Source organism: Burkholderia sp. LA-2-3-30-S1-D2, assembly GCF_001523915.2.
Lineage (GTDB): Bacteria > Pseudomonadota > Gammaproteobacteria > Burkholderiales > Burkholderiaceae > Burkholderia > Burkholderia diffusa.
Map to the genome: position 1 here is coordinate 309347 of NZ_CP013385.1, position 24445 is coordinate 333791.

At 67.7% G+C, this 24445-nt stretch carries 25 protein-coding genes; 13 read left to right on the forward strand and 12 right to left on the reverse strand.

The genetic code is table 11. The annotated features are described in order from the left end of the window. Positions 1–2 precede the first annotated feature (2 nt). The 4 genes from rbbA to WS66_RS30435 all read right to left on the reverse strand — a co-directional run bounded on the left by rbbA (position 3) and on the right by WS66_RS30435 (position 5796). A complete protein-coding gene (gene rbbA, locus WS66_RS30420) occupies positions 3–2825 on the reverse strand; it encodes a ribosome-associated ATPase/putative transporter RbbA (protein ID WP_059602726.1) in 2823 nt (940 codons plus the stop codon). Then, positions 2822–3895: an HlyD family secretion protein gene (locus tag WS66_RS30425; RefSeq protein WP_059602735.1), complete on the reverse strand. Its 1074-nt coding sequence runs from the start codon at positions 3893–3895 to the stop codon at positions 2822–2824. Before WS66_RS30425 ends, rbbA begins: the two co-directional genes overlap by 4 nt. Further along, the gene (locus WS66_RS30430) at positions 3892–5385 is read right to left on the reverse strand and encodes an efflux transporter outer membrane subunit (RefSeq protein ID WP_059602736.1); all 1494 of its coding nucleotides are present in this window, start codon (positions 5383–5385) and stop codon (positions 3892–3894) included. The genes WS66_RS30425 and WS66_RS30430 overlap by 4 nt, the downstream gene beginning before the upstream one ends. Positions 5386–5607: 222 nt before the next feature. Continuing rightward, positions 5608–5796: a DUF2964 family protein gene (locus WS66_RS30435; RefSeq protein ID WP_059602737.1), complete on the reverse strand. Its 189-nt coding sequence runs from the start codon at positions 5794–5796 to the stop codon at positions 5608–5610. Positions 5797–5815: 19 nt separating this feature from the next. On the opposite strand from WS66_RS30435, the gene WS66_RS33905 reads away from it, so the two are divergent. From WS66_RS33905 to ftsH, 4 genes are all read left to right on the forward strand, one after another. Continuing rightward, complete coding sequence (locus WS66_RS33905) at positions 5816–5983, forward strand: hypothetical protein (RefSeq protein WP_159086605.1); 168 nt, start codon at positions 5816–5818, stop codon at positions 5981–5983. Positions 5984–6085: 102 nt separating this feature from the next. Then, a complete protein-coding gene (locus WS66_RS30440; protein ID WP_059602738.1) occupies positions 6086–6733 on the forward strand; it encodes a BON domain-containing protein in 648 nt (215 codons plus the stop codon). A gap of 39 nt (positions 6734–6772) precedes the next feature. Next, positions 6773–7282 carry a BCAM0308 family protein gene (locus WS66_RS30445; RefSeq protein WP_059602739.1) on the forward strand — a complete coding sequence of 170 codons (510 nt, stop codon included), beginning with the start codon at positions 6773–6775 and terminating at the stop codon, positions 7280–7282. Between the two features lie 33 nt (positions 7283–7315). Next, positions 7316–9223 carry an ATP-dependent zinc metalloprotease FtsH gene (ftsH, locus tag WS66_RS30450; RefSeq protein ID WP_059602742.1) on the forward strand — a complete coding sequence of 636 codons (1908 nt, stop codon included), beginning with the start codon at positions 7316–7318 and terminating at the stop codon, positions 9221–9223. A 53-nt stretch (positions 9224–9276) separates the two neighbouring features. On the opposite strand, the gene WS66_RS30455 is transcribed toward ftsH, so the two are convergent. Further along, a complete protein-coding gene (locus tag WS66_RS30455) occupies positions 9277–11073 on the reverse strand; it encodes an adenosylcobalamin-dependent ribonucleoside-diphosphate reductase (protein WP_059602745.1) in 1797 nt (598 codons plus the stop codon). A 200-nt stretch (positions 11074–11273) separates the two neighbouring features. Here WS66_RS30455 and WS66_RS30460 point away from each other — a divergent pair, with 200 nt between their 5' ends. The 4 genes from WS66_RS30460 (at position 11274) to WS66_RS30475 (ending at position 14626) form a co-directional block, all read left to right on the forward strand. Beyond that, the gene (locus tag WS66_RS30460; RefSeq protein WP_059602748.1) at positions 11274–12209 is read left to right on the forward strand and encodes a 1-phosphofructokinase family hexose kinase; all 936 of its coding nucleotides are present in this window, start codon (positions 11274–11276) and stop codon (positions 12207–12209) included. 118 nt (positions 12210–12327) lie between these two features. Further along, positions 12328–13122, forward strand: a complete 795-nt coding sequence (locus tag WS66_RS30465; RefSeq protein WP_059602751.1) for a polysaccharide deacetylase family protein — start codon at positions 12328–12330, stop codon at positions 13120–13122. Next, a complete protein-coding gene (locus WS66_RS30470; protein WP_059602756.1) occupies positions 13115–14371 on the forward strand; it encodes a putative glycoside hydrolase in 1257 nt (418 codons plus the stop codon). The genes WS66_RS30465 and WS66_RS30470 overlap by 8 nt, the downstream gene beginning before the upstream one ends. A 45-nt stretch (positions 14372–14416) precedes the next feature. Beyond that, entirely contained in the window at positions 14417–14626 is a 210-nt protein-coding gene (locus tag WS66_RS30475) for a hypothetical protein (RefSeq protein WP_059602759.1), read from the forward strand. Between the two features lie 25 nt (positions 14627–14651). Here WS66_RS30475 and WS66_RS30480 read toward each other — a convergent pair whose 3' ends face one another. Next, positions 14652–15149, reverse strand: a complete 498-nt coding sequence (locus WS66_RS30480; protein WP_059602913.1) for a lecithin retinol acyltransferase family protein — start codon at positions 15147–15149, stop codon at positions 14652–14654. Between the two features lie 463 nt (positions 15150–15612). On the opposite strand from WS66_RS30480, the gene WS66_RS30485 reads away from it, so the two are divergent. Genes WS66_RS30485 through WS66_RS30490 form a run of 3 tightly spaced genes read left to right on the forward strand, consistent with a single transcriptional unit; the run spans position 15613 to position 18571 of the window. Then, positions 15613–16086 (forward strand): hypothetical protein, encoded by a 474-nt coding sequence (locus WS66_RS30485; RefSeq protein ID WP_059602762.1) that lies wholly within the window; start codon positions 15613–15615, stop codon positions 16084–16086. Positions 16087–16118: 32 nt separating this feature from the next. After that, positions 16119–16250 (forward strand): hypothetical protein, encoded by a 132-nt coding sequence (locus tag WS66_RS34700; RefSeq protein ID WP_257792091.1) that lies wholly within the window; start codon positions 16119–16121, stop codon positions 16248–16250. Continuing rightward, on the forward strand, positions 16196–18571 hold the full coding sequence (locus WS66_RS30490; RefSeq protein WP_442859308.1) for an exo-beta-N-acetylmuramidase NamZ domain-containing protein: 2376 nt from the start codon (positions 16196–16198) through the stop codon (positions 18569–18571). Before WS66_RS34700 ends, WS66_RS30490 begins: the two co-directional genes overlap by 55 nt. A 204-nt stretch (positions 18572–18775) precedes the next feature. Here the strand turns inward: WS66_RS30490 and WS66_RS30495 are convergent, their stop codons facing one another. Together WS66_RS30495 and WS66_RS30500 are read right to left on the reverse strand one after the other, a co-directional pair. Further along, a complete protein-coding gene (locus tag WS66_RS30495; RefSeq protein ID WP_059602767.1) occupies positions 18776–19147 on the reverse strand; it encodes an HPF/RaiA family ribosome-associated protein in 372 nt (123 codons plus the stop codon). Between the two features lie 69 nt (positions 19148–19216). Continuing rightward, positions 19217–19567 (reverse strand): hypothetical protein, encoded by a 351-nt coding sequence (locus tag WS66_RS30500; protein ID WP_059602770.1) that lies wholly within the window; start codon positions 19565–19567, stop codon positions 19217–19219. A 372-nt stretch (positions 19568–19939) separates the two neighbouring features. On the opposite strand from WS66_RS30500, the gene WS66_RS30505 reads away from it, so the two are divergent. Continuing rightward, positions 19940–20587, forward strand: coding sequence for a BON domain-containing protein (locus WS66_RS30505; protein ID WP_059602915.1), 648 nt, complete (start codon positions 19940–19942; stop codon positions 20585–20587). Positions 20588–20783: 196 nt separating this feature from the next. Here WS66_RS30505 and groL read toward each other — a convergent pair whose 3' ends face one another. Together groL and WS66_RS33910 are read right to left on the reverse strand one after the other, a co-directional pair. Then, positions 20784–22418, reverse strand: a complete 1635-nt coding sequence (groL, locus tag WS66_RS30510) for a chaperonin GroEL (protein ID WP_059602773.1) — start codon at positions 22416–22418, stop codon at positions 20784–20786. Between the two features lie 195 nt (positions 22419–22613). Next, positions 22614–22787 (reverse strand): hypothetical protein, encoded by a 174-nt coding sequence (locus WS66_RS33910; protein WP_159086606.1) that lies wholly within the window; start codon positions 22785–22787, stop codon positions 22614–22616. 245 nt (positions 22788–23032) lie between these two features. Between WS66_RS33910 and WS66_RS30515 the strand changes: the two genes are divergently transcribed. Beyond that, a complete protein-coding gene (locus tag WS66_RS30515; RefSeq protein ID WP_236873009.1) occupies positions 23033–23563 on the forward strand; it encodes a flavodoxin family protein in 531 nt (176 codons plus the stop codon). Positions 23564–23659: 96 nt separating this feature from the next. Here the strand turns inward: WS66_RS30515 and WS66_RS30520 are convergent, their stop codons facing one another. Continuing rightward, positions 23660–23920, reverse strand: a complete 261-nt coding sequence (locus tag WS66_RS30520) for an acyl carrier protein (protein WP_059602776.1) — start codon at positions 23918–23920, stop codon at positions 23660–23662. Then, a complete protein-coding gene (locus WS66_RS34555) occupies positions 23917–24201 on the reverse strand; it encodes an E3 binding domain-containing protein (protein ID WP_059602779.1) in 285 nt (94 codons plus the stop codon). Before WS66_RS34555 ends, WS66_RS30520 begins: the two co-directional genes overlap by 4 nt. Positions 24202–24445 lie beyond the last annotated feature (244 nt).

Sequence of the window (24445 nt, forward strand, 5' to 3'; positions counted from 1 at the left end):
GGTCAGCGCTCCTGCTTGCGCAACAGCACGCCGGTCATGACCAGGATGACCGGCACGGCCGCGAGCATCGGCCAGAACTGGGACGACAGGTCGGCCAGCCCGAGCGCCTTGTTGTAGACGCCGCGGCTGATCGCGAGCATGTAGGTGGCCGGATAGACGGTGCCGATCCACTTGCCGCTGCCCTCGAGCGACGATAGCGGCGTGAGCAGGCCCGAAAACTGCACGACGGGAATCAGCGTGCCGACGATCGTCATGAAGATCGCGGCGATCTGGCTGCGGGTGAACGTCGACGCGAACAGCCCGATGCCGGTGGCCACGACGTTGAATATCAGCACCGCGGCCGCCAGCGTCGCGAAACTGCCCTTGATCCGCACGCCGAACACGACGTCGGCTAGCACGACCATCAGCAGGAAGTTCAACATGGCCAGCATGACGTACGGCGCCTGCTTGCCGAGCAGGAATTCGGCACGCGTGACGGGGGTCACGTACAGGTTGACGATCGACCCGAGCTCGCGTTCCCGCACGACGGCGAGCGCGGTCAGCATCGCGGGCAGCATCAGCAGCAGCATCGGCATGATCGCCGGAATCATCGCCGGCAGGCTCTTGACGTCGGGGTTGTAGCGATAGCGGATCGCGATGTCCACGGCCGGGACGAGCGACACGCCGAGCCGGCGCTTCGCCTGGTCGCGCAGCCAGTTTTCGTGCATGCCGGCCACGTAGCCGCGGATCGTCTCCGCGCGCATCGGCATCGCGCCATCGACCCATGCGCCGATCTCCACGCGGCGGCCCCGCGCGACGTCGCGCGCGAAACCGGGCGGGATCTCGAGCGCGAGCGACAGCTGGCCGTTGCGCATGCGGCGCTCGATGTCGCGGTCGTCCGCGAGCGGTGCGCGCGGCACGAAATAGCGGGAACCGGCGAGATTCTGCGCATAGTCCTGGCTCAGGATCGACTGATCGCGGTCGAGCACCGCGAACGTCAGGTTGTCGACGTCGAGACTGATCCCGATGCTGATCACGCACATCAGCACGAGCGAGCCGAACAGCGCCAGCGTCGCGCGCAACGGGTCGCGCCTCAGTTCCAGCACTTCGCGCCACAGATAGCTGCCGGCGCGCGCCGGGCTGAACCATGCGGCCGCGTGGCCGGCGCCGGCCGCGGCGGGTGGCGCGGCGAGCCAGCCGGCGTCGGACGGCGCATCGGCCGTCGTGCCGTCCGACCCGCCCGCGCCATCCGCTTTCTGCGCGTCGCTCAGGTAGCCGATGAACGCGTCCTCGAGCGTGGCCGCGCCGCGCAGGCGCACCAGTTCCTCGGGCGCGGCGCTCGCGAGCACGCGGCCCGCATGCATCAGCGAGATGCGGTCGCACCGCGCGGCCTCGTTCATGAAGTGCGTCGAAATGAAGATGGTGACGCGATCGTTGCGCGCGAGCTCGATCATCAGCCGCCAGAAGTCGTCCCGCGCGACCGGGTCCACGCCCGACGTCGGCTCGTCCAGGATCAGCAGCTCGGGCTTGTGCACCATCGCCACCGCGAGGGACAGCCGCTGCCGCATCCCGAGCGGCAGGCGCTCGGGCAGCGCGTCGAGTGCGTCCGTGAGCCCGAAGCGCGCGATCATTTCGGTCACGCGTGCGGGCACATCCGGTTCCGGTACGCCGAACAGGCGCGCGTGCAGCACGAGGTTTTGCCGGACGGTCAGTTCGCCATAGAGCGAAAACCCTTGCGACATGTAGCCGACGCGCCTGCGCGTGTCGATGTCGTTCGCGGTGATCGGCCGGCCGAACAGCGTCGCCGTACCTTCAGACGCGGGCAGCAGGCCGGTGAGCATCTTCATGGTCGTCGACTTGCCGCAGCCGTTGGAGCCGAGAAAGCCGAAGATTTCGCCGCGGCGGATCTGCAGGCTCACGTGGTCGACCGCGACGAAATCGCCGAACCGCATCGTCAGCGCGTCGGCCTCGATCGCGTAGCCGGCCGCCTGATCGGGCTGGAACGGCTCGATCACGACCGGCTGGTGTCCGCGCCGGCGGGCCTCCGGCAGCAACGCGATGAACGCGGCTTCCAGCGTGTCGCAACCGGTGCGTTCGAGCAGCTCGCCGGGGCTGCCGGTTGCCAGCACGCGGCCCGCGTCCATCGCGATCAGCCGGTCGAAACGTCGAGCCTCGTCCATGTACGCGGTGGCGACCAGCACGCTCATCGCCGGGCGGGCGGCGCGAATGCGTCCGATCAGCTCCCAGAACTGCGCGCGCGACAGCGGATCGACGCCGGTCGTCGGTTCGTCCAGGATCAGCAGGTCGGGATCATGGATCAACGCGCAGCACAGGCCGAGTTTCTGCTTCATGCCGCCGGACAGCTTGCCGGCCGGGCGATCCAGGAACGGCTGCAGGCCAGTGCTGCGCGTCAGCGCGTCGATCCGGCGGCGGCGCTCCGCGGCATCGTGGCCGAACAGTCTCGCGAAGAACTGTAGGTTTTCCTCGACCGACAGCGTCGCGTACAGGTTCCGGCCGAGGCCTTGCGGCATGTAGGCGATGCGCCGGCATACGCGCGCGCGATGACGGCGCGACGACAGGTCGCCGTCGAGCGTCCATACGCGGCCCTGCTGGATCGCGCGCGCGCCGGACACGAGCGCGAGCAGGCTCGACTTGCCGACGCCGTCCGGCCCGATCAGCCCGATCATGCAGCCGGCGGGGATGTCGAGGGTCACGTCGTCGAGCGCGTACTTGTCGCCGTAGCGCAGCGAGACGCCGGACAGCCGGGCGACCATGCGCGGATCGGCCGACACCGGCGAACCGTCGATCGATCTCGCATCCGTCTCGACGGGCGTCGTCGCATTCATTGCGGCACCCTGATCGCGAGGCGATCCGGCCAGCCCGCGTGCGGATCGGTCTTCAGCCACGCGACGCCCGGCAACCCGGTCTTCACGAGTTTCAGGTGGCGCTGCAACAGATCGCGATCGATGCGCGCCTTGACCCGGAACATCAGCTTCTGCCGCTCGGCGGCCGTCTCGACCGTCTTCGGCGTGAACTGCGCGGTGCTCGACACATAGGACACGCGCGCGGGAATCACGTATTCCGGTGCCGCATCGAGCACGATCCGCACGTCGGCGCCGAGCGGGACCCGGCCGACGACCGCTTCGGGCAGGAAGAACGTCATGTAGACGTCGGACAGGTCGACGATGTTGAGCACCTTGCCGCCTGCCGGCAGGACTTCGCCCGACTCGGCAATCCGGTACTGGACGCGCCCGTCGCGCGGCGACGTCAGTTCGCTGTCCGAGATGTCGGCCTGCACGCGCGCCACGGTCGCCTGCGCGGCCGTTACGGCCGAGCGCGCCGCGACGAGCTGGGCCCGGGTTGCGTCGACGGCGGCCTGGGCCGCTTCCACCTGGGCGCGTGCGGCGTTCACCGTCGCGCGCAGGCTGCCGGCGCGCGCGCGATCGTCGTCCAGTTCCTGCATCGATGACGCCCCGTCGCGCGACAGCGTTTCGGACCGCGCGAGCCGCCGCGAGGCCGCATCCAGCTCGCTTTCCCGCTGCACGACGACGGCCGCGGCCGCGGCCTTGTCGCTGCGGCGCTGCGCGACCTGCGCGTCGATGCTCGCCGCGGTGTTCACCGCCTGTTGCTCACGCGCCCGTGCCTCGTCGAGCTGCGCCTGCAGGACGACGACGTCCATGCGGGCGAGCGGCTGGCCGGCCGTCACGAAGTCGCCTTCGTCGACGAGCATGGCGGTGACGCGCCCCGGCAGCTTGGTCGCGACGTCGATTTCGGTCGCCTCGATGCGGCCGTTGCCGCTGACGAGCCCCGCGTCCGTCTGGCCGTCGCGCCAGCGCGTCCACCCGTAGTACGCGAGGCCGATCGCGAGCACGGCCGCACCGACACCGATCAGAAGAGGGCGCGGGATGGTTTTCATGGTGTGTTGTCCGAGTCTGTCGAAAGGGGAGCCGTTGCCGCGGCGGTCTTGCCGGTGTCGATCACGCCGCCGCCGAGCGCGCCGTACAGCGCGACGCGGCTCGAGAGCAGCGCACGACGGGTCATGACCAGTTGCTGCTCGGCGTTCATCAGGTCCCGTTGCGCATCGAGCACTTCGAGGAAGCGGGTCGCCCCGCTGTCGTAACGCAGCTTCGCGAGGCGTGCGCGCTCGGCCTGCGACGCCAGCGTGGCGCGCTCGATGGCGACCTGATCGGCCAGCCAGTGGCGCGCCGCGAGCGCATCGGACACGTCACGGAACGCGCGCTGCAGCGTCTTCTCGTACTGCGCGAGCGCCTCGTCGCGTTGCGCGTGCGAGAGCGCGAGATTCGACCGATTGCGGCCGCCGTCGACGAGCGGCAGCGTGACGTTGGGAATCACCGACCACACGCCCGCTCCGGACGACAGCAGGTCATGCAGCGCGCTGCTTCCCGAACCGATCGCGCTCGTCAATGCGATGCGCGGAAAGAATGCCGCGCGCGCCGCGCCGATGTTCGCGCGGGTCGCGTCGAGTTCATGCTCCGCCGCGATCACGTCCGGACGCCGGGTCAGCAGCAACGAAGGCAGGCCGGGGGCGAGCGACCGCAGCACCGCACCGTCGTCGAGCGCGAGCGGCGTGGCGGCCAGCGCGGGCGGCGCACCGACGAGCAACGCCAGCGCATCGGCCGCCGCCGCGCGGGCTTGCTGCAACTGGACGCCGAGCGATTCCGCCTGCTGCAGCAGGATCTCCGATTGCGTCAGGTCGAGGCGCGAGATCGCGCCGGCCGCGTGACGGAGCCGGAAGATCCGCAGCGATTCGCGGCGTGTGTCGATCGTCGCGCGGGTCAGCGCGATGCGTTCGTCGATCTCGCACAGCGTCAGATACGCGTCCGCTACGCCGGTGACGACGCTCAGCGTCACCGCCTGGCGGGCTGCATCACTCGCGAGGTAGCGCTGGAGCGCCGCTGCTTTCAGGTTGCGCACGCGGCCCCAGAAATCGATCTCCCATTGCGTCTCGGCCAGCTGGACTTCATAGACCTGGCCGATGACGGGCGCCGGGGAGAGGAATCCGCCCGGCGTGCGAAACCGTGCATAGGCCGCGCCCGCACCGATCGTCGGCCATTGATCCGCGCTGCGGATGCCGTAGACCGCGCGAGCCTGCTCGACGCGTGCAACCGCCGCGCGCAGATCCCGGTTGTTGGCGAGCGCCTGCCCGATCAACGCGCGCAGGCGCGCGTCGACGAAGTAAGCCTGCCACTCGGGCACAGGCGCCGCCGCTGTCGCGTCGGCGGAAGGATCCGGAAAGGATGCGGGAATCGGTGCGACCGGACGCTCGTCCGGTGGCGCAAGCGACAGGCAGCCCGACAGCAGCCCCATGCCCGCCGCGAGCGCAATGGCACGCAGGCGCCGCACGGCGGCAGGATGAAAGCGAACGGGAGGCGCGGCAGCGCGCATGGGATGCCTCGTCGAATACGGAAATGCAGGAATACGGGATGGCGCAGCCCTCCAGGCGTCGCCGATTCGGATTCACTTATATCCGACGAATGCCGGGTTTCCCCTTGATCTGTATCACTCGGGCGGGAATGCGTTTCGAGCGGCCCCTCGCTTGACGGGCGGGTCGCCGCGTGCCTCGGCCGGTTTCGTGATGGCGTGCCGGACCGAACCACGCGGTGCCCGTCACGGGCGGTCGCCCGGCCTGAGATTGAGCAGCACGACGAACGCGAGGATGCTGGAGATCAGCGTGACGATCGAGTACCTGAACACCTCCTCGTCGAACAGCATCCCGTGAACGATGCCGACCAGCGACGCAATCGCGATGAACACGCTGAGCGTCGCGAGCATGATGCGGTACTGCTTGTGGATCATGACGGTCTCCCGGAAAGCGATGGACGTCGACGGTCATACGAATGCGAAACGTCCGTGTTGCTGCGGTTTTCGCGACGCCGGCGGATTCATGATCGCGTCGCGCCTCGTCGCGCGGTTGATCTGCGTCAACGGGCAAACCGGCCATCGCCTGCCCGCCAGACTCTGCCGCCAGCCCGCCTTTGATTGATCCTCGTCAAGCCGCCGGCGCGGCCGTGCGCGATGCTGAACACGGTGTCGCACGCATTCGCTCGCGAGCTTTGCGGCCGGCACGGGCCGACGGGAGACCGACATGAAGTCCGATGCAGTACTCAAGCAGGATGTCGAGCAGGCGTTGTTCTGGAATCCGGCGATCGATGCGCGCCGGATCGACGTCGAGGTCCGCGACCGGATCGTGACGTTGCGCGGCACGGTCGACAGCTGGGCCCAGAAGCTCGAGGCGCAGAAAGCGGCACTGCACATCGCCGATGCGCGTGCGCTGGTGCTCGAGCTGAATGTCGACCCGCCGGAGAACGCCTGCGCGGACCAGGAACTGGCGATCGCGATCACGTTCGCGCTCGGATGGCAGGATGCGCTGCGCGATCACAAGATCGGCGTCGAGGTCGATCACGGCTGCGTGACGCTCGACGGCGAAGTCGATCACGCGTATCAGAGCCGGGCGGCGGAAGCGATGGTGAGCCGGATGATCGGCGTCGTCGGCGTGGCGAACCGCATCCGGGTGCGCGCCGACCATACGGTGCCGGACGTCGGCGTCCGGATCGCCGAGGCGCTTGCGCGTCGTGCGCAGCGCGAAACCGCGGGAATTTCGATCGACGCAACCGACGGCATCGTCACGCTGACGGGCACGGTCGCGTCGCTGGCCGAAAAGCGCGCCGCATGCGGCGCGGCCGGGTCGGTGAAGGGGGTCCGGCAGGTCGTCGACCGGCTGACCGTTTCCTGACCCGCTTGCACGTGCTGTCTACTACCAGGAGAAACAGCGATGAACCGTTCGCATACCGGCCCCGGCCGAAACCATCTGCGCCGCGACAAGCGCATGCAGCCGCATACGAAGGACAGTTACCGTGATCCGAAGCGGCCGACAGGCGACCACATCTGCGAAGGCTGCGGCGCGGTCTGCGAGGCGGGCCGCTGGACCTGGTCCGCGACCACGCTCGACCGGCGCCAGCTCGAATGCCCGGCCTGCAAGCGCATGCGGGAAAACGTGCCAGCGGGCGAGCTGGTGTTGAAAGGCGAGTATCTGCGCACGCACCGGTCGACGATTCTCGAGTTGCTGGAGCGTCAGGCCGATCTGGAGACGAGCGAGCACGCGCTCGAACGCATCATGGACATCGAGAAATCCGCCGATTCGCTCATCGTTCGAACGACGGGCGTGCATATGGTCCGGCGCCTCGGCGAAGCGTTGCTGCATGCGCACCACGGCGATCTCAAGATCAACTATCGCGACGGCGAGGACGTGCTGCGAGCGCACTGGAAGCGCGACGACGCGTGAGCGTGTGGTAGTCCACCGGTCAGGTTCGATCCCATGAAAAAAGCATTCGACTACTCCGGGCTGCTGATCCCGATCGCGTTCGCCGTGCTGGTCGCGGTTCAACTGCTGGCGCGCCAGCCGGCGGCGACGTCGATTTCCTACAGCGATTTTCACCACCTGGTGGACGCACGGCTCGTCGACGATCTCGAGATCGGCCAATCGTCGATCTCCGGTACGCTGCGCATGCCGGAGGCCGGCGCCGCGCTGCCCGCGTCCGACGCGGCCGATGTGAAGGAAGCCGGCCCGCCGTGGCGCTTCACGACGAACCGGGTGAGCGACGAAGGCCTGGTCGCCGCGCTGACGACTGCCGGGATTCGCTACCGCGGCGCGGCGGATACGGGCTGGATCGGGACGCTCGCGTCATGGATCCTCCCGTTGATCGCCTTCGTCCTGATCTGGAATTTCATGATGCGAAGGCCGGGCGGGATGAGGGACCTGAACGGCATGGGCAAAAGCCGCGCCCGCGTGTACGTGCAGAAGGAAACCGGCATCACGTTCGACGATATCGCGGGCATCGACGAGGCGAAGGCCGAGTTGCAGCAGATTGTCGCGTTCCTGCGCAACCCCGAACGCTACCAGCGGCTCGGCGGCAAGATCCCGAAGGGCGTGCTGATCGTCGGTGCGCCCGGTACCGGCAAGACGCTGCTGGCCCGTGCGGTCGCCGGCGAGGCCGCGGTGCCGTTCTTCACGATCAGCGGCTCGGCGTTCGTCGAGATGTTCGTCGGCGTCGGCGCGGCGCGCGTGCGCGATCTCTTCGAGCAGGCCCAGCAGAGCGCGCCGTGCATCGTGTTCATCGACGAGCTCGATGCGCTCGGCAAGGCGCGCGGTGTCGGCCTGATGTCGGGCAACGACGAGCGCGAGCAGACGCTGAACCAGTTGCTCGTCGAGATGGACGGCTTTCAGGCCAATTCGGGTGTCATCATCATGGCCGCGACCAACCGGCCGGAGATCCTGGATCCCGCGCTGCTGCGCCCCGGGCGTTTCGACCGTCACATCGCGATCGACCGGCCGGACCTGACCGGGCGCAAGCAGATCCTGGCCGTGCATACGAAGCACGTGAAGCTCGCGCCGGAAGTCGACCTGGCCGAGCTGGCGCAGCGCACGCCGGGCTTCGTCGGCGCCGATCTCGCGAACGTCGTCAACGAAGCCGCGTTGCATGCGGCGGAACTCGGCAAGCCCGCGATCGGGATGGCCGATTTCGACGAAGCCATCGATCGCGCGATGACCGGCATGGAGCGCAAGAGCCGCGTGATGAACGAACAGGAAAAGCGGACCATCGCGTACCACGAATCGGGGCATGCGCTCGTCGCGCAAAGCCGCACGCACTGCGATCCCGTGAAGAAGGTGTCGATCATCCCGCGCGGAATCGCGGCGCTAGGTTACACACAGCAGGTACCGACCGAGGATCGCTACGTGCTGCGCAGGAGCGAATTGCTCGACCGGCTCGACGTATTGCTCGGCGGACGCGTGGCCGAGGAAATCGTATTCGGCGACGTGTCGACCGGCGCGCAGAACGATCTCGAACGGGCGACCGCGCTGGCGCGTCACATGGTGATGCAGTACGGAATGAGCGAGAAGGTCGGCCTCGCGACGCTCGACGATGGCGCACGCCAGGGCGGGGCGCCGGGCGTGTGGACGCCGGGCGACGGTCGCTGCAGCGAGCACACGGCGCAACTGATCGACGAAGAGGTGCGCGCGCTGCTCGAGGATGCGCATGCGCGGGTCACGACAACGCTCGCCGAGCACCGCGATGCGCTCGAACGGATCGCGCGCAGCTTGCTGCAGCACGAATCGATCGATCACGACATGCTGGTGGCGCTCATCGCGCCGGCGGACGATGCCGGCGACACACCCCGGCCGGCGGAAACCGACTCGGAAACGACCACGGGCGTCTCCGCCTGAAGGAACGACCGCCGCGATCGCGCCCGGCGCCTGCCATCGGCTATCGTTATCGTTCAACAACCGATGCAGACAGGGCCGTCGCGCCGCGCGTGCGCCGCGTCATCGGTCACGACCGACGCGAGCCGCGGATCGGGCCGGAAAACCGTGATGCCCTTGAGCCCGTCGCGCCACGCCTGGAAGAACAACGCGTCGACCTCCGCGAGCGAGCACTGGCCGGGCATCGTCACGGTCTTCGAGATGCCGGCGTCGACACACGGCTGCAGCGCCGCGAGCATCGCGACATGATCCTCCGGCGCGATTTCCGCGGCCGTGACGAAATAGCCCGGCAGCTTGACGCTCTCGCCATGCAGCTCGCGGAACAGCCGGTAAGCGTGATTCTCCGCACGAAACGACCGGACCTGCCCGTCGGCGGTGCGGACCATGCGACGCTGCGTCCAGCCGACGGCCGGCTCGATCCCGTTCGAACAGTTGTCGCAGAACGCGAGGCTCACGCTGCCGGCCGGCGCGAACGACAGCAGATGGCTGTTGCGCAGCCCGTGCCGCGCGATCGCGTGATGCACCTTCAGCGGCAACAGCGTGCGATATGCGGGGCCGGTCAGATAGGCGGCCGGGTCGTAGGCCGGAAACACGCCGCGCTCGGCTGCAAGCGCGGCCGATGCGGCAAACGCATGCTCGCGCATCGTCAGCACGATCCCGCGTGCGAGCGTGCGTGCCTCCACGCTGTCGTAGCGCAGCCGCAGCATCGTCAGCGCGTCGGCCAGCCCGGTCACGCCGACCCCGATGCGCCGTGTCCGCCGCGCCTCGTGCTCGTGCGCGGCGAGCGGCCATGCGGTCAGGTCGAGCACGTTGTCGAGCATGCGGACCTGGATGCGCACCGCGTCGGCGAGTGTCGCGAAGTCGAAGCGCGGCTTCCTGTCGACACCGAACGGATGTAGAACGAACCGCGACAGGTCGATCGGCCCGAGCACACAGCTGCCGTACGACGGCAGCGGCTGTTCGCCGCACGGGTTCGTCGCGTCGATCCGCTCGTGCTCGCGCAGCGGATTCGCGTCGCGGATCGTGTCGAGGAACAGCAGCCCGGGTTCGGCGCTGTCGCGCGCGGCGTTGACGATCTCGTGCCAGAGCGTGCGGGCCTGAACCGTCGCGTAAAGGTAACGTCCGTCCGGCCGCCGGGGCGGTGTGCCGGATACGTAGCCTGGCGGTGCGTGATGGACGAGCGCCCATGGCAGGTCGTGCCGGACCGCCTGCATGAATGCGTCCGTGACGCCGACCGACAGGTTGAACGTCGGCCAGCGCGAGCGCCCGCGCTTGGCCGCGACGAATGCGACGAGGTCCGGATGGTCGCAGCGCAGCACACCCATTTGTGCGCCCCGGCGCGGGCCGGAAAACGGCAGCGCCCGGCACATCGTATCGAAGCGGTCAATCGCCGCGCATGCGCCGCGCCCGGATGACAGGCGCCGTTCGTACGCATCGGCGGGCGGCACCGGCGAGAAGTCGTAGCCAATGCCGCCGCCCATCGCCAGCGTGACCCGTGCGTCGTCGAGTGCATGCGCGAGCGCTGCGTCGAGGGCATGAACGGGCGTGTCGGCCGGAATCGCGAGCGGATGGACGAAGCAATTGATCATCGTGCCGCCGGTATGCGCGCCGGCATTCGCGAGGATGCGGCCCGCGCCGATCGCGCCACGCTGCAGGTTCACGAAAAACGCGCGCTCCACCTGTGCACGGAGCTCGGCCGGCTCGGCGAGCGACAGTGCACGGGCGACGCGATGGAAAACGGCCGCGCGAGACGTCTCGCCGGGCTGCGCGTAGCGTTCGGCGAACACGGTGGTGCAAAGCGGCTGGTCGTCCATGACGGGGCTCGGCGACGATGAATGACTCACTGTAGGAGCCTGCCCGAACGTGTCGTTGATCGAGCGCAACCGTGTCCCTTCGCGACATCGCTTGACGGCGGTCAACGCCGTCACCGGCGTCGAACGTAAGGTGGAGGCACGGCCGGCACGCGGCGGTTGCCACGAATCGCCGCGCCAGCCATCGACTGCGAACCACGCACATGACCGATATCGTTACCGTTACCTTGAATCCAGCCGTCGATGTCGCGACGTCCGTCGAGCACATCGTCGATACGCACAAGCTGCGCTGCGCACGGCCACGGCGTGACCCCGGCGGCGGCGGGATCAACGTCGCCCGAACCATTCACCGCCTCGGGGGCGACTGCGTCGCGCTGTACCTGGCAGGCGGGCCGACCGGCGACGTATTGACGCTGCTGCTGGAAGCCGAGCGCCTGCCGGCCGTGCGCATCAGGATCGCCGGCGAGACGCGCGAGAACGTCTGCGTGACCGAGACCGCGACCGGGCGCGAATACCGGTTCCTGATGCCGGGGCCGTTGGTCACCGAGGCCGAGTGGCGCGACTGCGCAGCCCGCATCGACGCCATGCAACCGGCGCCGCGCTATCTCGTGCTGAGCGGCAGCCTGCCGCCCGGCGCGCCCGACGACCTGTATGCGACGCTCGCGCGGACGGCCCGGGCAAGGGGCAGCCGGGTCGTGGTCGATGCGGCGGGCCGGGCGCTGCAAGCGGCCCTCGAGGCCGGTGTTCATCTCGTGAAGCCCAGTCTCGGCGAACTGAGCGCGCTGGCCGGCGAACCGCTCGACGACACGTCGGCATGCCGGAAGGCGAGCGAACTCGTGGCGCGCGGGCAAGCCGACATCGTCGCGTTGACGCTCGGTGCGCGCGGCGCATGGGTCGTCACCCGCGACGGCGCGCTGCGCCTGCCCGGCAGGCCGGCTGCGGTGCGCAGCACGGTCGGCGCCGGCGACAGTTTCGTCGGCGGCATGGTCTGGGCGCTGGCGCGCGGCGTGCCGTTCGACGAAGCGTGCCGCTACGCGCTGGCGGCATCGGCTGCGTCGGTCGAGCACCCGGGCACGGCGCTGTGCACGCGCGACGACGTCGAACGGATTCATGCCGAACTGGTTGCGCAGGCAAGCTGACGATCAGGCGGCCTGACGCGCGCACGATCGCGTCCCCGTACGATCAATCGTTGATCTGGCTCAGCGGCTTTCGCGCCGCGATCGCGAAAATTGGGGCAGCCATTCCACGAGATCTTCCATGGCCTTTCGCCTGCTCGCCTGCCTGCTCCTGTTGTCGTGCGTGCCGCCGGTTTCGTCCGCCGACGTCGCGACCGTCGATTCGCCATCTCAGCGTGTGCTGATCCTGGTCTACCACCGGTTCGCCACCGCGCGACTGGATTCGATGACGGTCCGCACCGAAACGTTCCGCCACCAGCTGCAGGCGATCGAGGCGAACGGCTACCGCATCGTGCCGCTCGCCGACGTCGTGCGCTGGCACGGCGGCCTGGCCGATGCCGTGCCGGCGCGAGCGGTCGCGATCACCGTCGACGACGGCCATCGCTCCGTCTACGACGTGCTGCGCCCATTGCTGGCTGCACATCCCGTGCCGGTCACGCTGTTCATCTATCCCTCGGCCATTTCCAACGCCAGCTATGCGATGACATGGGACCAGTTGCGCATGCTCGGGCAGTCCGGCGGGTTCGACATCGAGTCCCACACGTACTGGCATCCGAATTTCCGCACCGAACGCGCCCGACTCACGCCAGACGACTATTTGCGCTTCGTGTCGTTCCAGTTGAGCCGGTCGCGCGAACGGCTCGAGTCCGAAACCGGCCAGCCGATCCGGATGCTGGCCTGGCCGTTCGGCGTCCATGATGCGCAGACCGACCAGTTGGCCGCTCGCCAGGGCTACATCGCGGCATTCACGCTCGATGCGCGCCCCGTGCGCGTCACCGACCCGGCAATGGCGCTGCCACGCTATCTGATGACGGACGCCTGCGACACACGATGCATGAACGGATTGCTGAGGACCGCCGGGGGAAGTCATGATTGAACGCCTGATCGCCTGTCTGCTCGTGTCGCTCGCCGGATTCGCCGCCCACGCGGCGCCCGTCACGATCACCGTCGTCGATGCGACGAACGGGCACCCGCTGGCCGGCGCGATCGGCCATGCGTCGGGCGCGAACCGTACCGCGGATCGAGATGGCGCGTTTTCACTGGAGATCGACGCGGCGGTTACACGCCTGAGCGTGCGTGCGCCGGGCTACGCGCGAACCGAAGTCACACTGGCACCTGCCGTGGGCGCACAAACGATCCGCATGACCCCGATGCGTCCGAAAGCCGTCTATCTGTCCGCTTACGGCGTCGCGGACCGCACGCTGCGCGAGGCGGCGCTGTCCCTTCAGGACAAGACGGCGATCAACGCGCTCGTCATCGACGTGAAGGGCGACAGCGGCGTGACGCCATATCGCAGCCTGGCGCGTGAGATATCCGGTGCCGCGAGCAATGTCGCCGGTGCCATCGTTCGTCCGCCCGATCTGCCGGATCTGCTGCGGACGTTCCACGCGCGCGGTCTCTACCTGATTGCCCGCATCGTCGTGTTCAAGGACGACCCGCTGGCTCGCGCTCATCCCGAGTGGGCCGTGCGCGATGCGGCCGGCGAGATCTGGCAGGACCGCGAGCATCAGCGCTGGATCGACCCGACGTCGCGCGCGGCCTGGCAACACAACTACGACGTCGCGGAAGAGGCCGCCCGCATGGGTTTCGACGAAATCCAGTTCGACTACCTGCGTTTTCCCGACGCCAACGGCCTCCGGTTCGCCGAGCCCAATACCGAGGCCAACCGGGTCGCGGCGATCACCGGATTCCTGATCGGTGCGCGGGAACGGCTGCGTCCGTACAACCTCTACGTGTCGGCGGACATTTTCGGGTACGTCTGCTGGAACAGCGACGACACCTCGATCGGGCAGCGGCTCGATGCGCTCGGACCGGTCGTCGACTATGTGTCGCCGATGCTCTATCCATCGGGCTTTACGTGGGGCTTGCCCGGCTGCCGGAAGCCCACCGAACATTCCGGCGAGATCGTCGCACGGTCGCTGGCCGAGGCGAAGCGCCGGACCGGACTGGACGGTGTCCGGTTTCGGCCGTGGCTCCAGGCGTTTCGCGACTATGCGTTCGATCGCCGGCCGTACGATGCCGACGAGATCCGCGCACAGGTCGATGCGGCCGATGCGGCTGGCACGGATGGCTGGATGCTGTGGAATCCGCGCAATCGCTACGATCCTGCCGCGTTGCCGCGCTGAGCGGCAGGTGCGGACGGGCGCGAACGTGCAGGAGTCGAATCGATCATGCCGTGGAATGACGAGCGTTATCCGCCCTCGATGCGGAATCTGCCGCCGGCGGTTCGCGGCAAGGCGATCGAGATTGCCAACGCGCTGCTGCGGCAGGGGCGCACCGAGGGCAGCGCGATCCGCATTGCGATCGCGCAGGCGAAACGGTGGGGGCGTGCGCGTGCCGTCTTTCGTGGCCGCGGGGGTGATGGTCGAGTCGACGAATGACTGAGCGACGACCCTGCCGTCGATACTAGGCCGAATACCGTGCCGGGCATTCGCGCCCGGCCATCGCCGGATGCAATCGCGCGGCCAGAACGCACGCCATCAGCATGACGGCGACCGCGATGCCGTGCGCCGGGTTGCGCAGACACGACGCGACCTGCTCGCTTCTCCCCACACCGAACAGGCACCACAGGCAGAAATGCTCGCAGTTGTTCGTGAGCAGCCGGTATTGGCATTCGCCAAGGCGCGAGGCCGCGCGGCGCGCGGCTTCCGTTCCGTCGTACAGCGTGCGCGCGTGGCGAATGACCGCGAACCCGAAGCCGGCACGGAAACCGTCCAGGGTGACGACCTCGACCGGTCCGACGCTCGCATGGCGCGACCATCCCGCGTAGTGAATCACATTGCCGTCGCCGATGTAGATCCCGTGATGGAGATAGCCGGGGCGGCGGGTCACGAGGTGGGCACCGACCGGCGGTTCGCCATCCAGCGTGGCGTCCTCGGCGTGCGCTGCGGTCGAATCGATCATCGCGAGCTCCTCGGTCCTGCGGCGGCGGGGCGGAAGCGTCACGCGCCGGCCGCGAAACACGTTGCGTCCTGTCACGTCTCCAGTATTGACAGTGAAGCCGCACGGGACAATCAGCGTGGCCTGAACTTGCTGTCCGACATCGGGCCGCCGTGTCGGAAATTTCCGACGGGGCATGCAATATCGGCTGACAGCCGTCACGGACGATTGCGCCGTCGGTATCCCGCTCCCCTTGTTTTCAGGCGTGCCGCACGGGCAGATGAGGCGCGATGACTGTTTCGCCGGAACCCGGCCGACCTCGTTCGGCTTCGACAGGCGCGCACTTGACTTGAGTCAACGGGAAATCGACGTTCCGCGCGACGCTGACATCGTCGTCGACACAAATGCGCGACGTCACCGCACGCATCCTGTTCCGCGACCGGACGGGCGGCATCGCAGCCATGCGTGCTCAATCAGGAGAGTGAAGATGTGGACCGGAACTGTGAAGATGCTGCTGGCAGCCTGTCTGCTGAACATCGGTGCGAACGTGATGGCTCAAACGTCGACCGAGCCGATCGTGCGCAACGGTGTCGCTTATATCACCGGCGGAATCGGTCAGGACGAGGTCACTGCATTTCGCGATGTCGCGCCTCGCTACAACCTGCGGATCACGTTCGCATCGAAGAGGGGCCATTATCTTTCCGATGTCGATGTCACGCTGTCGTCCGGCAAGTCGACGATTCTCGACGCACACACGATGGGCCCGTTCCTGTTCGCGCGCGTGCCGCCGGGGCGATATACCGTGTCCGCGCACGACAGGGCCGTTCAGGAAGTCCGGCACGTCGTCGTACCGGCGCGCGGCGCCGTCGATGTGCGCTTTTACTGGCACGACCCCGAACGGCACGGCGCGATACGTCTGTGTGCCGAATGTTCCGGATCGCAGGAGCAACCGGCCCGCTAGCCCCGCGTTCGCTCAGGCGCCGCGCGACGGCCATGCGCGGCGCTCGCGTCATCGACGTGGTGGGCCTCCGCACGCAGCTCGACTCAGCCGATGCGCTCGGCACGAAGGAATGGATGCAGTGGAACAGGCTCGATCGCTACGATCCCGCAGTGCTGCCGCGCTGACCGGCGCGCTGCTGTTCATGCTTGCATCAGCCGGTGCGCACGCGGAATCCGACACGGCCGCGGCTCGGCAGCAGACCGCCGCGATCGACGAGGCGATCGCCGCCGAGATCGCCGATGGCCATCTTGCCGGCGCGGTGGTCGTGACGGGCGACGCGGACGGCGTGCGGGTGCGCGTCGCGCGCGGCCTGCGCGTGACGGGCGAGCACGTCGAGGCGATGACGGCCGATACCGTCTTCGATCTTGCGTCGCTGACCAAGCCGGTGGCGACGGCGGTCGCGATCATGCAGCTCGCGGAGCGCGGCATGCTGCGCCTCGACGCGCCGGCCGCGCGCTACTGGCCCGCGTTCGGCGCGCACGACAAGGCCGGCATCACGATCCGCCAGTTGCTCGCGCATGTGTCGGGGCTGCCGGCCGGCGTGTCGTCCCGGGCGCTGCGCAGCCGCGCCGCCGTGCTGGCCGACATCGTCGCGATGACACCCGGCACGCCGGCCGGCACACAGGTGCGCTACAGCGACGTCAACTACGTGGTGCTTGGCGAGATCGTCGAGCGTGTGTCACATTGGCCGCTCGACGCGTGGTGCGCCGCGCATGTGTTCGCGCCGCTCGGGATGGCGAGCACCGCGTTCCGGCCACCGGCGCCGCTGTTCGCGCGCGTGGCGCCCACCATCGTTCGCGATGGCCGCCTGCTCCGGGGAAGTGTCCACGATCCCGTCGCGGCCGCGATGGGTGGCGTTGCCGGCAATGCGGGCCTGTTCGCGAGTGCGGACGATCTGGCACGCTTCGCGCGCATGTTGCTGAACGGCGGTTCGCTCGGCCCGGTGCGCGTGCTGACGCGACGCAGCGTGGCCGCGCTCGAAACGCCGGCCACGCTCGACGCGGAAGGCGACCTGCACACGCCCGGCTGGGCGGTCGGGCCGCCGCTCGTCGCGAACCGTTACCGGCTGCCGCCGGTCGGCGCGCTGCGACACCTCGGCTACACGGGCACGGCGCTGTGGATCGATCCCGTGACGCGCCGCTTCGCGATCGTGCTCACGAGCCGGCTGTATCCCGACGAAACCGGCACGGCGATGCCATTGCGCTCGCTCGTGCTCGGCATCGTATCGAGCGAGGCCGCGCCCGTGACGTCGTCGTGGATCGCGACGCGCGTGCCCGCGATGGCGGCGGCGCTCGCGCAGGTCGCCCGGTTGCCGGCATCGCGCGGGCCGGTTCTGGCCGGCATCGACGTGCTCGCGGCGAGCGGCTTCGCGGCCGTCGCAGGCAAGCGCATTGCGCTCGTCACGAACCACAGCGGCTTCGACCGGTTCGGCCGGCGCACGGTCGACCTGCTCGCGCAGGCACCGGGCGCGCGACTCGTCGCTCTGTTCGCGCCCGAGCACGGGCTCGGCACCGACGTCGACGAGACTTTCGGCGACACGGTCGACGCCGCGACCGGTGTGGTCGTTCACAGTCTCTACGGCGATCGCCGCAGGATCGCGCCCGCACTGCTCGCCGATGCCGACGTGCTGGTGCTCGACCTGCAGGACGCAGGCGTACGCTTTTTCACGTACCTGGCCACCCTCGGTTACGCGCTCGAGGCCGCCGCCGCCGCGCATCGCCCGGTGCTCGTGCTCGACCGCCCGGACCCGCTGGGCGGCGATGTGGTCGGCGGCCCCGTCGCCGATGCCGGGCCGGCCACGTTCACCGGCTATTACCCGTTGCCGCTCCAGCCCGGCATGACGCTCGGCGAACTGGCGCGGCTGTTCAATGACCGCCTGCATATCGGTGCGGCGCTGACCGTGGTGCCGATGGCGAATTACGTGCGCGCGATGCGCTTCGGCGATACCGGGCTCGGCTGGGTGCCTCCATCGCCGAACCTGCGCGATGGCGCCGCGATGTCGCTGTACCCGGAGACGGGGCTCATCGAGGGAGCGGCGGTCAGTGTCGGGCGCGGCACCGAGACACCGTTCGGCGTGGTCGGCGCGCCGTGGATCGACGGGCGCATCCTCGCGGGCGATCTTCGCGCGATGAGGCTGGACGCCACGTTCTCGGCGGTCCGCTTCGTGCCTGCGGAGGGGCCGTATCGCGGCAAGGTATGCGAAGGGGTGCGCATCGAACGGCCGCCCGGCGCGGCGCGGCCGGGCGAGATCGGTCTGGCGCTCGCACTGGCGCTGCACCGGCGTTATCCAGCGCGGTTCCGGATCGATGCGATCCGTGCATCGGTCGGTTCGCGCGAGGTGGCGGACATGCTGGAGGCGGGGCGGTCGCTCGACGAGATCGAGCGCGTGGTTGTCGCGCAGGATGCGGCGTTCGCGCCTGAGAGAGCAGCATTTCTGCTGTACTGAACGGATGGCAAACAGGCGGCGGACGTGCATGGCATGCGCGACGCATGCCATGGCGCGACGTGCGGAGAATGGGCGGCAGAATGCCGGAACGGGCGCTCGTTTCGGTCGGACTCGCGGTGGAGCGTCTGCGCACCATCGTGGCAGAAACCGATCGGCGTGCGCGTCGCGCGGCTGTCCACGGGCGCACGCTCGCGCAACTGCACGCTATTCGTGCGCCTCGGATTGCGTGGCAGGACCGGCCGGATGTTCATCGTGCCGTTTGCCGCGGCCTCGCTGCTTGCGTCCCGTGTCTTCGAGCATTCTCGTGACGTTGCTGAAGGCATTGCGCAGCGCGACGTAGACGTCCTCGTCGTGTTCTTTGCTGGATACCAGTTGATGTCCGGGAATCGTGATTTCGATCCGGATATTGAACGGTTTCCCCTGATGATCGCGCTTCTCGTCCAGCACGACATTGACCCTGCAATGCGAGATGTCCTGCCGGAATCGATCGAGTTTGGACACATGGCGGGCGGCTTCCGCCTCGAGCGCGTCCGAGCGCGGCATGCCTTGAAATACCAGTTCGTAAGGTGGCTTCATTGCTTGATCCGTTGATGGTTGATGAATGCCGGTCTTGCCTCGTCGTGCCGGCGGTCCAGAGATTACGATTCAGAACGTGGCGATCTGAAGAGCAACATCGAACGCGATGACCACTGCCGAGCACACAACACCGAGCGTCATGTTCGCGAGCCGATGCCCGACGTCCGGATGCTTGCCTGACCATGCCGTAATGAAGAACAACCCGTCGAGAATCACCTGCAGTGCAAATACGAACAGCATCAGCGTGAACTCGTAGCCGGCCTGCGGCAGTTGCGCAAAATGCCAGCCATGCCGGCTCACCCAATAACCGATCCGATACACCTCATATCCGGCCAGCAGCAGGGGAAACACGTAGGAAACGAAATAGGTCGGCAAGGTCGCATGCCGAAACTCGGGTAGGAAATGATGTCCGGTCTGCATGGTTGCCTCCCAACCTGAGCGCGTACGTCAGGACGATGTCGTCCACGTTTTCAGCCTAGGCTTCCGGGGCGACCGCCGCTTGACACGCATCAACGGCGACTTTCATAGACCGCGTCGGCCCGCGGAAACGCGACGATTTCATCGACAGAGTGTTCAGGCCAGGGCGTAACGCGGACGACAAGGTTTGACCAACATCAACGGCGTGCGTACGGCACCCCTTCATTGTGAATGCGAGCCTGACGCGGTTACGACCGGCATCGGTCGACCGATCGGCGATATGAGCGCCCCGTGATCGGCTGGAAGAGCGCAATTCCGATCGTGCCATCGACGCGAAACCGATCCGCCGAACCTGCAATCCGACAGGAGACCGACATGAAGTCCGACGCGAAACTCAAACACGATGTCGAACAGGAACTGTCCCGGGATCCGGCTGTCGACGTGCGCCAGATCGAGGTCACGGTGCGCGACGGTGCCGTGACGCTGCTGGGCATGGTCTCGAGCTGGGCGCAGAAGTTCGCGGCGCAGAAGGCGGTCCAGCGCGTCGGCGGCGTGCGTGTGCTGCTGCTGGAACTCGAAATCGCCGCGCCGCCATCCAGTCGCTCGGACGCGGAACTGGAAGCCAGGATCATGTCCGCGCTCGACTGGCAGGAAGCGTTGCAGGACCAGCCGATCCGTGTCGAGGTCGACCATGGCCGCGTGACGCTCGACGGCGAGGTGGAGTGGGGTTTTCAGCGTCAAGCGGCAGAGGCGCTGGTGAGCCGGATGGCCGGCGTCGTCGGCGTCGCGAACCGCATTCAAGTGCGCGCCGCCCATACCGCGCAGGACATCTGCGCCGAGATTGCCGATGCGTTGGCTCGCCGTGCACAGCGAAAAGGCGCGGCGATCTCCATCGAGGTGGCGAACGGTATCGTCACGCTGACCGGCACGGTCGATTCGATGGCGGAAAAGCGCGCCGCGCGCGGTGCGGCATGGTCAGTCAAGGGTGTGCGCGAAGTTGTTGATCATCTGACGATTGGATGACCTGACGGATACCTGAATCATTATTCAGTATCACTGACGCAATATGTGGATTGAATCGACGCCCGGCTCGATGTTTCCTGTCACCGGCATCCAGGGTGGAATCGACAGCCCTGCGGCAGCGGTGGCGCCTGCGGCTCCGCTGCCGACTTGAATTCCGCGTATTACGTACGAGATCCACCGGCGGCACGCGAATGGCTCAGCCGAGCTCGGCGCCCCAGTTTCCCGATTGCGCGGCGCCCGGTGACGCGGCCGTGCGTGGGCGATGCGCGATCATGCAATCGGTCGTGAGCAGCAGCGACGCGACCGAGATCGCGTTCTGTAGCGCCGAACGCGCGACCTTGACGGGGTCGACGATTCCGGCAGCAATCATGTCCCCATATGTCGCCGTCGCCGCGTCATAGCCGAACGCTCCGGTTGCGACATCGACCGCGTGTACGACGGCCTGTGCGTCCGCTCCGGAATTTTCGGCAATCTGACGCAGCGGGGACGCCAGCGCGTCGTGCACGATCCGCGCGCCGGTGCGCTGCACATCCGTCAGGTATGTGCGATTGCCTACGAGCGCGCGCCGTGCACGCAGCAGTGCGACGCCACCGCCCGGCACAATGCCTTCCTCCATCGCGGCGCGCGTCGCATGCAACGCATCCTCGAAGCGATTCTTGCGCTCGCGCAGCGCGGTTTCCGTCGCGGCGCCGACGCGAATCACCGCGACGCCGCCCGCGAGTTTCGTCAGCCGGCGTGTCAGCGCGTCGCGCTCGTATCCGGCCGGTGTCGCCGCGATGCGTGTACGCAGCGCCTGGACGCGCTCGTCGATGTGCTGGCGTTCGCCTCGCCCGGCGATGACGGTCGTCGTCTCGCGCGTGATCTCGACGCGCCGCGCGGCACCGAGATCGTCCAGCGTCGTGCGCTCGAGTGTCCGGCCAGCCTGAGCGGAAATGACCGTCGCGCCAGTCAGCGCGGCGAGGTCGGCAAGCTGCTCGGTACGTGCCTCGCCGAATCCGGGCGAGCGGATCGCGCACGATTTCAGCGTGCCGCGCAGATGGTTGACGACAAGGGTCGCCAGCGCTTCGCCTTCCACTTCGTTCGCGACGACGAGAAGCGGCTTGCCGGTGCTGCTGAGCGCCTCGAGTACCGGCAGCAGTTGTGCGATCGCGCTGATGTTCATGTCGCAGAGCAGGATGCGCGGCTCGTCAAGGACGACGCGATGATTGTCCGAATCGACGAACAGCGGCGACAGATAGCCGCGATCGATCAGCGAGCCGTCCACCGTCTCGAGCTCGTCGTCGAGCTTCGTGCCGTCTTCGATGCTGATCGCGCCGTCCCTGCCCACACGCTCGACGGCCTGTGCGACGAGCGCGCCGATCGTGCTGTCGCCGCTGGCGGAAATCGTCGCGATCTGGCGCATCTCGTCAGCGCTCGCGCACGGTTTCGACAAGCGGTGCAGTTCGGCGACCACGTCGCGGCCGGCCGCTTCGATCGCGCGCTTGAGCGCCATCGGATCGTGCCCGGCAGTGACGCACTTGATGCCTTCGGCAACGATTGCCTGTGCCAGGGTGGTGGCAGTGGTCGTGCCGTCGCCGGCGACTTCGCTCGTGCGGGTCGCCACTTCGCGCAACAACTGGGCGCCCATTTCCTCGAACGGGTCGGGCAGGTCGACAGCGCCGGCGACGACGACGCCCGAGTTCGCAACCAGCGGTGCGGCGCCGGTCCGCTCGACGATCACGTTGCGGCCGCCCGGGCCGAGCGTGATCTTGACTGCCTCGGCAATCGCGTTGACGCCTTTGAGCAGCCGTTGGCGAGCATCTTGGTGAAAGACGAGCGATTTTGCGGGCACGATACACCTCCTCTGCGACGAAGCCGGGCACGACGCGTCTCGGGACCGGCGGCCGATACCGCTATTCCACCTGCCGGCGCGTCGTGCCGATTGACCTGGGTCAACGAGCGCAATGCGTTTCGCACCGCATGTGCTCGCCCAAGCGCCTTCGGTCTCTCGATCCTGAGCGTTGATCTCGGTCAATTGCCGCGGTCATCACCAATCGAGAATGACAGAAACAAGATCGAGGCATCGTTCCAGACAGGCATTCTGACGGTCACGCTGCCGAAGACGCCGAACGCACAAGGCCGAGAAGAAGATCGAGGTCAAGGCAGGCTGAAACAGGTTGCGGGCATCCGCCGACGCATGCCGGCGGATGTCGGTGCACATGCTTTCCGTTTCTTCTCGATCGCTCGATCATGCCGTGAAACACCGACATTCGGACGGTCGATGAAAGGCGATCCTGCATTCGCCATGCATGCAGAGCCGATAACCGGGATATCGGCCACGGCGCCATTGCGCCAGTGGTTGCACCGTCGCGTGCAATCCGCCCACACGGGATCGATTTTCTGCAGATCGCCCGCGCGTCATGGCGAATGGATTCAACGGACGCACGCGCCACCCGACAAGCGTGCATGAGGGAGGTCGTCATGTATGCCGGCAAGGTTCTCGTCGTATTCTATTCGCGCACCGGCACGACCCGCCGGGCCGCGTCCGCGTTGGCCGAGATGCTCGACGCCGACGTCGAGGAAATCGTCGTGACGCGCGATCGCACGGGCCCGTTCGGCTATCTGCGTTCGCTCGTCGAGGCAATCAACCAGAAGCCGGCGGAGATCGTCGCGGCGAAGCGCGACCCGTCCGCGTACGATCTCGTGGTGATCGGTTCCCCGGTCTGGGCAGGCTGCGTATCGTCGCCGGTGCGGGCGTATCTCGTCGCGAATCAGCGGCGCCTCCCGCGTGTCGCATTCTTTTGCAGCTTCGCGCAACGTGGTGCGGACTCCGCACTAACGCAAATGCGGACGCTGGCACGCAAGTCGCCGCTCGCCGAATGTCGCGTGACGCCGCGCGAAACGTTGCATGGCGATGCCAGCCCGATTCTGGCGGCATTTGCCGAACAGGCAGCGCGCAGGCTGGCGGAAGCGATCGCGACGCCTGCGGCGCGCTGAAGCATGCGCGGGCGCACGGGGCCGTGCGCCCTCGTGTAACGGTGTGGCGGACGCTCCGACGTCGGCGCAAACGCCAGCTTGCGCGATGGACCGGCCTCAAGACACCGGTCGGTGTGCGTCTGCGGCCGCGAGATAGCCGACGATATCGTCGAGCGTAACCAGACGACCATAGTCGCGCTCCGGGATCTCCACCTTCAGCCGCGCATGAAGGCCCGTCAGAAAATTGAGCCAGTCCATCGAATCGAGATCGACCTGACTGCGCAGCGGACGATCCGCACGAAGCGTCGACGGGTCGAGTTCCGGCGCGACGGATGCAAGCGTTTCCAGTACGACCGAAAGGATGTCTGCATTGTTCATCGGTTCAACTCCTCGGGGTGCTGCAGCAACTCACCCAGCTCAACCAGGAACAGCGCACCGCGATTGCCGTCGGATACGCAGCCGCGATAACCCGTCTCGTGGCCGGAGAGCGCTCTCCGGGGCGTGCCGGCCGCAGGCGAACCCGCCGCCGCGATCGCCCGTTCGACGTCCGCAAGCGTCACCGAGCCTGTCGGGTCGGTGCCCGTGACACTGTCGGGATCGACCTGGTGCTGCTGCGCAAGCTTGCGCGCGGCTGGCACATCCGGGATCGGGGGCGCCACGTGTTGCCCGTCCGACGCCCGATTCGACCGTGGCCGACACTTGCGTCGCAAGTGCAAAGAACCGGTGATCGCGGATCACGACGCCGCTTGAACGCCTGGATCGCCGCATCTGCGGTGCAATCGGCTGTCGGTTGACATCGCTCAAGCTTGTCCCGGGTTTCCGAGTGAAGCATTCATCTTGCAGGCCAGCCGGTCTCAGTGAGTGCGCGCAGCTTTTCGCCGCAAACGAGCCGGCGAGGGGCCA

What these genes read in the sequence shown, in the direction of transcription:
- WS66_RS30430 (WP_059602736.1), bottom strand. Translation starts at nt 5,385, where the DNA reads ATGCGCGCTGCCGCGCCTCCCGTTCGCTTTCATCCTGCCGCCGTGCGG.
- WS66_RS30515 (WP_236873009.1), top strand. Translation starts at nt 23,033, where the DNA reads ATGAGGGAGGTCGTCATGTATGCCGGCAAGGTTCTCGTCGTATTCTAT.
- WS66_RS30455 (WP_059602745.1), bottom strand. Translation starts at nt 11,073, where the DNA reads ATGGACGACCAGCCGCTTTGCACCACCGTGTTCGCCGAACGCTACGCG.
- WS66_RS30505 (WP_059602915.1), top strand. Translation starts at nt 19,940, where the DNA reads ATGAAGTCCGACGCGAAACTCAAACACGATGTCGAACAGGAACTGTCC.
- WS66_RS30495 (WP_059602767.1), bottom strand. Translation starts at nt 19,147, where the DNA reads ATGAAGCCACCTTACGAACTGGTATTTCAAGGCATGCCGCGCTCGGAC.
- WS66_RS30500 (WP_059602770.1), bottom strand. Translation starts at nt 19,567, where the DNA reads ATGCAGACCGGACATCATTTCCTACCCGAGTTTCGGCATGCGACCTTG.
- WS66_RS30480 (WP_059602913.1), bottom strand. Translation starts at nt 15,149, where the DNA reads ATGATCGATTCGACCGCAGCGCACGCCGAGGACGCCACGCTGGATGGC.
- WS66_RS30460 (WP_059602748.1), top strand. Translation starts at nt 11,274, where the DNA reads ATGACCGATATCGTTACCGTTACCTTGAATCCAGCCGTCGATGTCGCG.
- WS66_RS30440 (WP_059602738.1), top strand. Translation starts at nt 6,086, where the DNA reads ATGAAGTCCGATGCAGTACTCAAGCAGGATGTCGAGCAGGCGTTGTTC.
- WS66_RS30485 (WP_059602762.1), top strand. Translation starts at nt 15,613, where the DNA reads ATGTGGACCGGAACTGTGAAGATGCTGCTGGCAGCCTGTCTGCTGAAC.
- WS66_RS30435 (WP_059602737.1), bottom strand. Translation starts at nt 5,796, where the DNA reads ATGATCCACAAGCAGTACCGCATCATGCTCGCGACGCTCAGCGTGTTC.
- WS66_RS34700 (WP_257792091.1), top strand. Translation starts at nt 16,119, where the DNA reads ATGCGCGGCGCTCGCGTCATCGACGTGGTGGGCCTCCGCACGCAGCTC.
- WS66_RS30425 (WP_059602735.1), bottom strand. Translation starts at nt 3,895, where the DNA reads ATGAAAACCATCCCGCGCCCTCTTCTGATCGGTGTCGGTGCGGCCGTG.
- WS66_RS30475 (WP_059602759.1), top strand. Translation starts at nt 14,417, where the DNA reads ATGCCGTGGAATGACGAGCGTTATCCGCCCTCGATGCGGAATCTGCCG.
- WS66_RS30445 (WP_059602739.1), top strand. Translation starts at nt 6,773, where the DNA reads ATGAACCGTTCGCATACCGGCCCCGGCCGAAACCATCTGCGCCGCGAC.
- WS66_RS30465 (WP_059602751.1), top strand. Translation starts at nt 12,328, where the DNA reads ATGGCCTTTCGCCTGCTCGCCTGCCTGCTCCTGTTGTCGTGCGTGCCG.
- WS66_RS30520 (WP_059602776.1), bottom strand. Translation starts at nt 23,920, where the DNA reads ATGAACAATGCAGACATCCTTTCGGTCGTACTGGAAACGCTTGCATCC.
- WS66_RS30490 (WP_442859308.1), top strand. Translation starts at nt 16,196, where the DNA reads ATGGATGCAGTGGAACAGGCTCGATCGCTACGATCCCGCAGTGCTGCC.
- WS66_RS33910 (WP_159086606.1), bottom strand. Translation starts at nt 22,787, where the DNA reads ATGTGCACCGACATCCGCCGGCATGCGTCGGCGGATGCCCGCAACCTG.
- ftsH (WP_059602742.1), top strand. Translation starts at nt 7,316, where the DNA reads ATGAAAAAAGCATTCGACTACTCCGGGCTGCTGATCCCGATCGCGTTC.
- WS66_RS30470 (WP_059602756.1), top strand. Translation starts at nt 13,115, where the DNA reads ATGATTGAACGCCTGATCGCCTGTCTGCTCGTGTCGCTCGCCGGATTC.
- rbbA (WP_059602726.1), bottom strand. Translation starts at nt 2,825, where the DNA reads ATGAATGCGACGACGCCCGTCGAGACGGATGCGAGATCGATCGACGGT.
- WS66_RS33905 (WP_159086605.1), top strand. Translation starts at nt 5,816, where the DNA reads ATGGACGTCGACGGTCATACGAATGCGAAACGTCCGTGTTGCTGCGGT.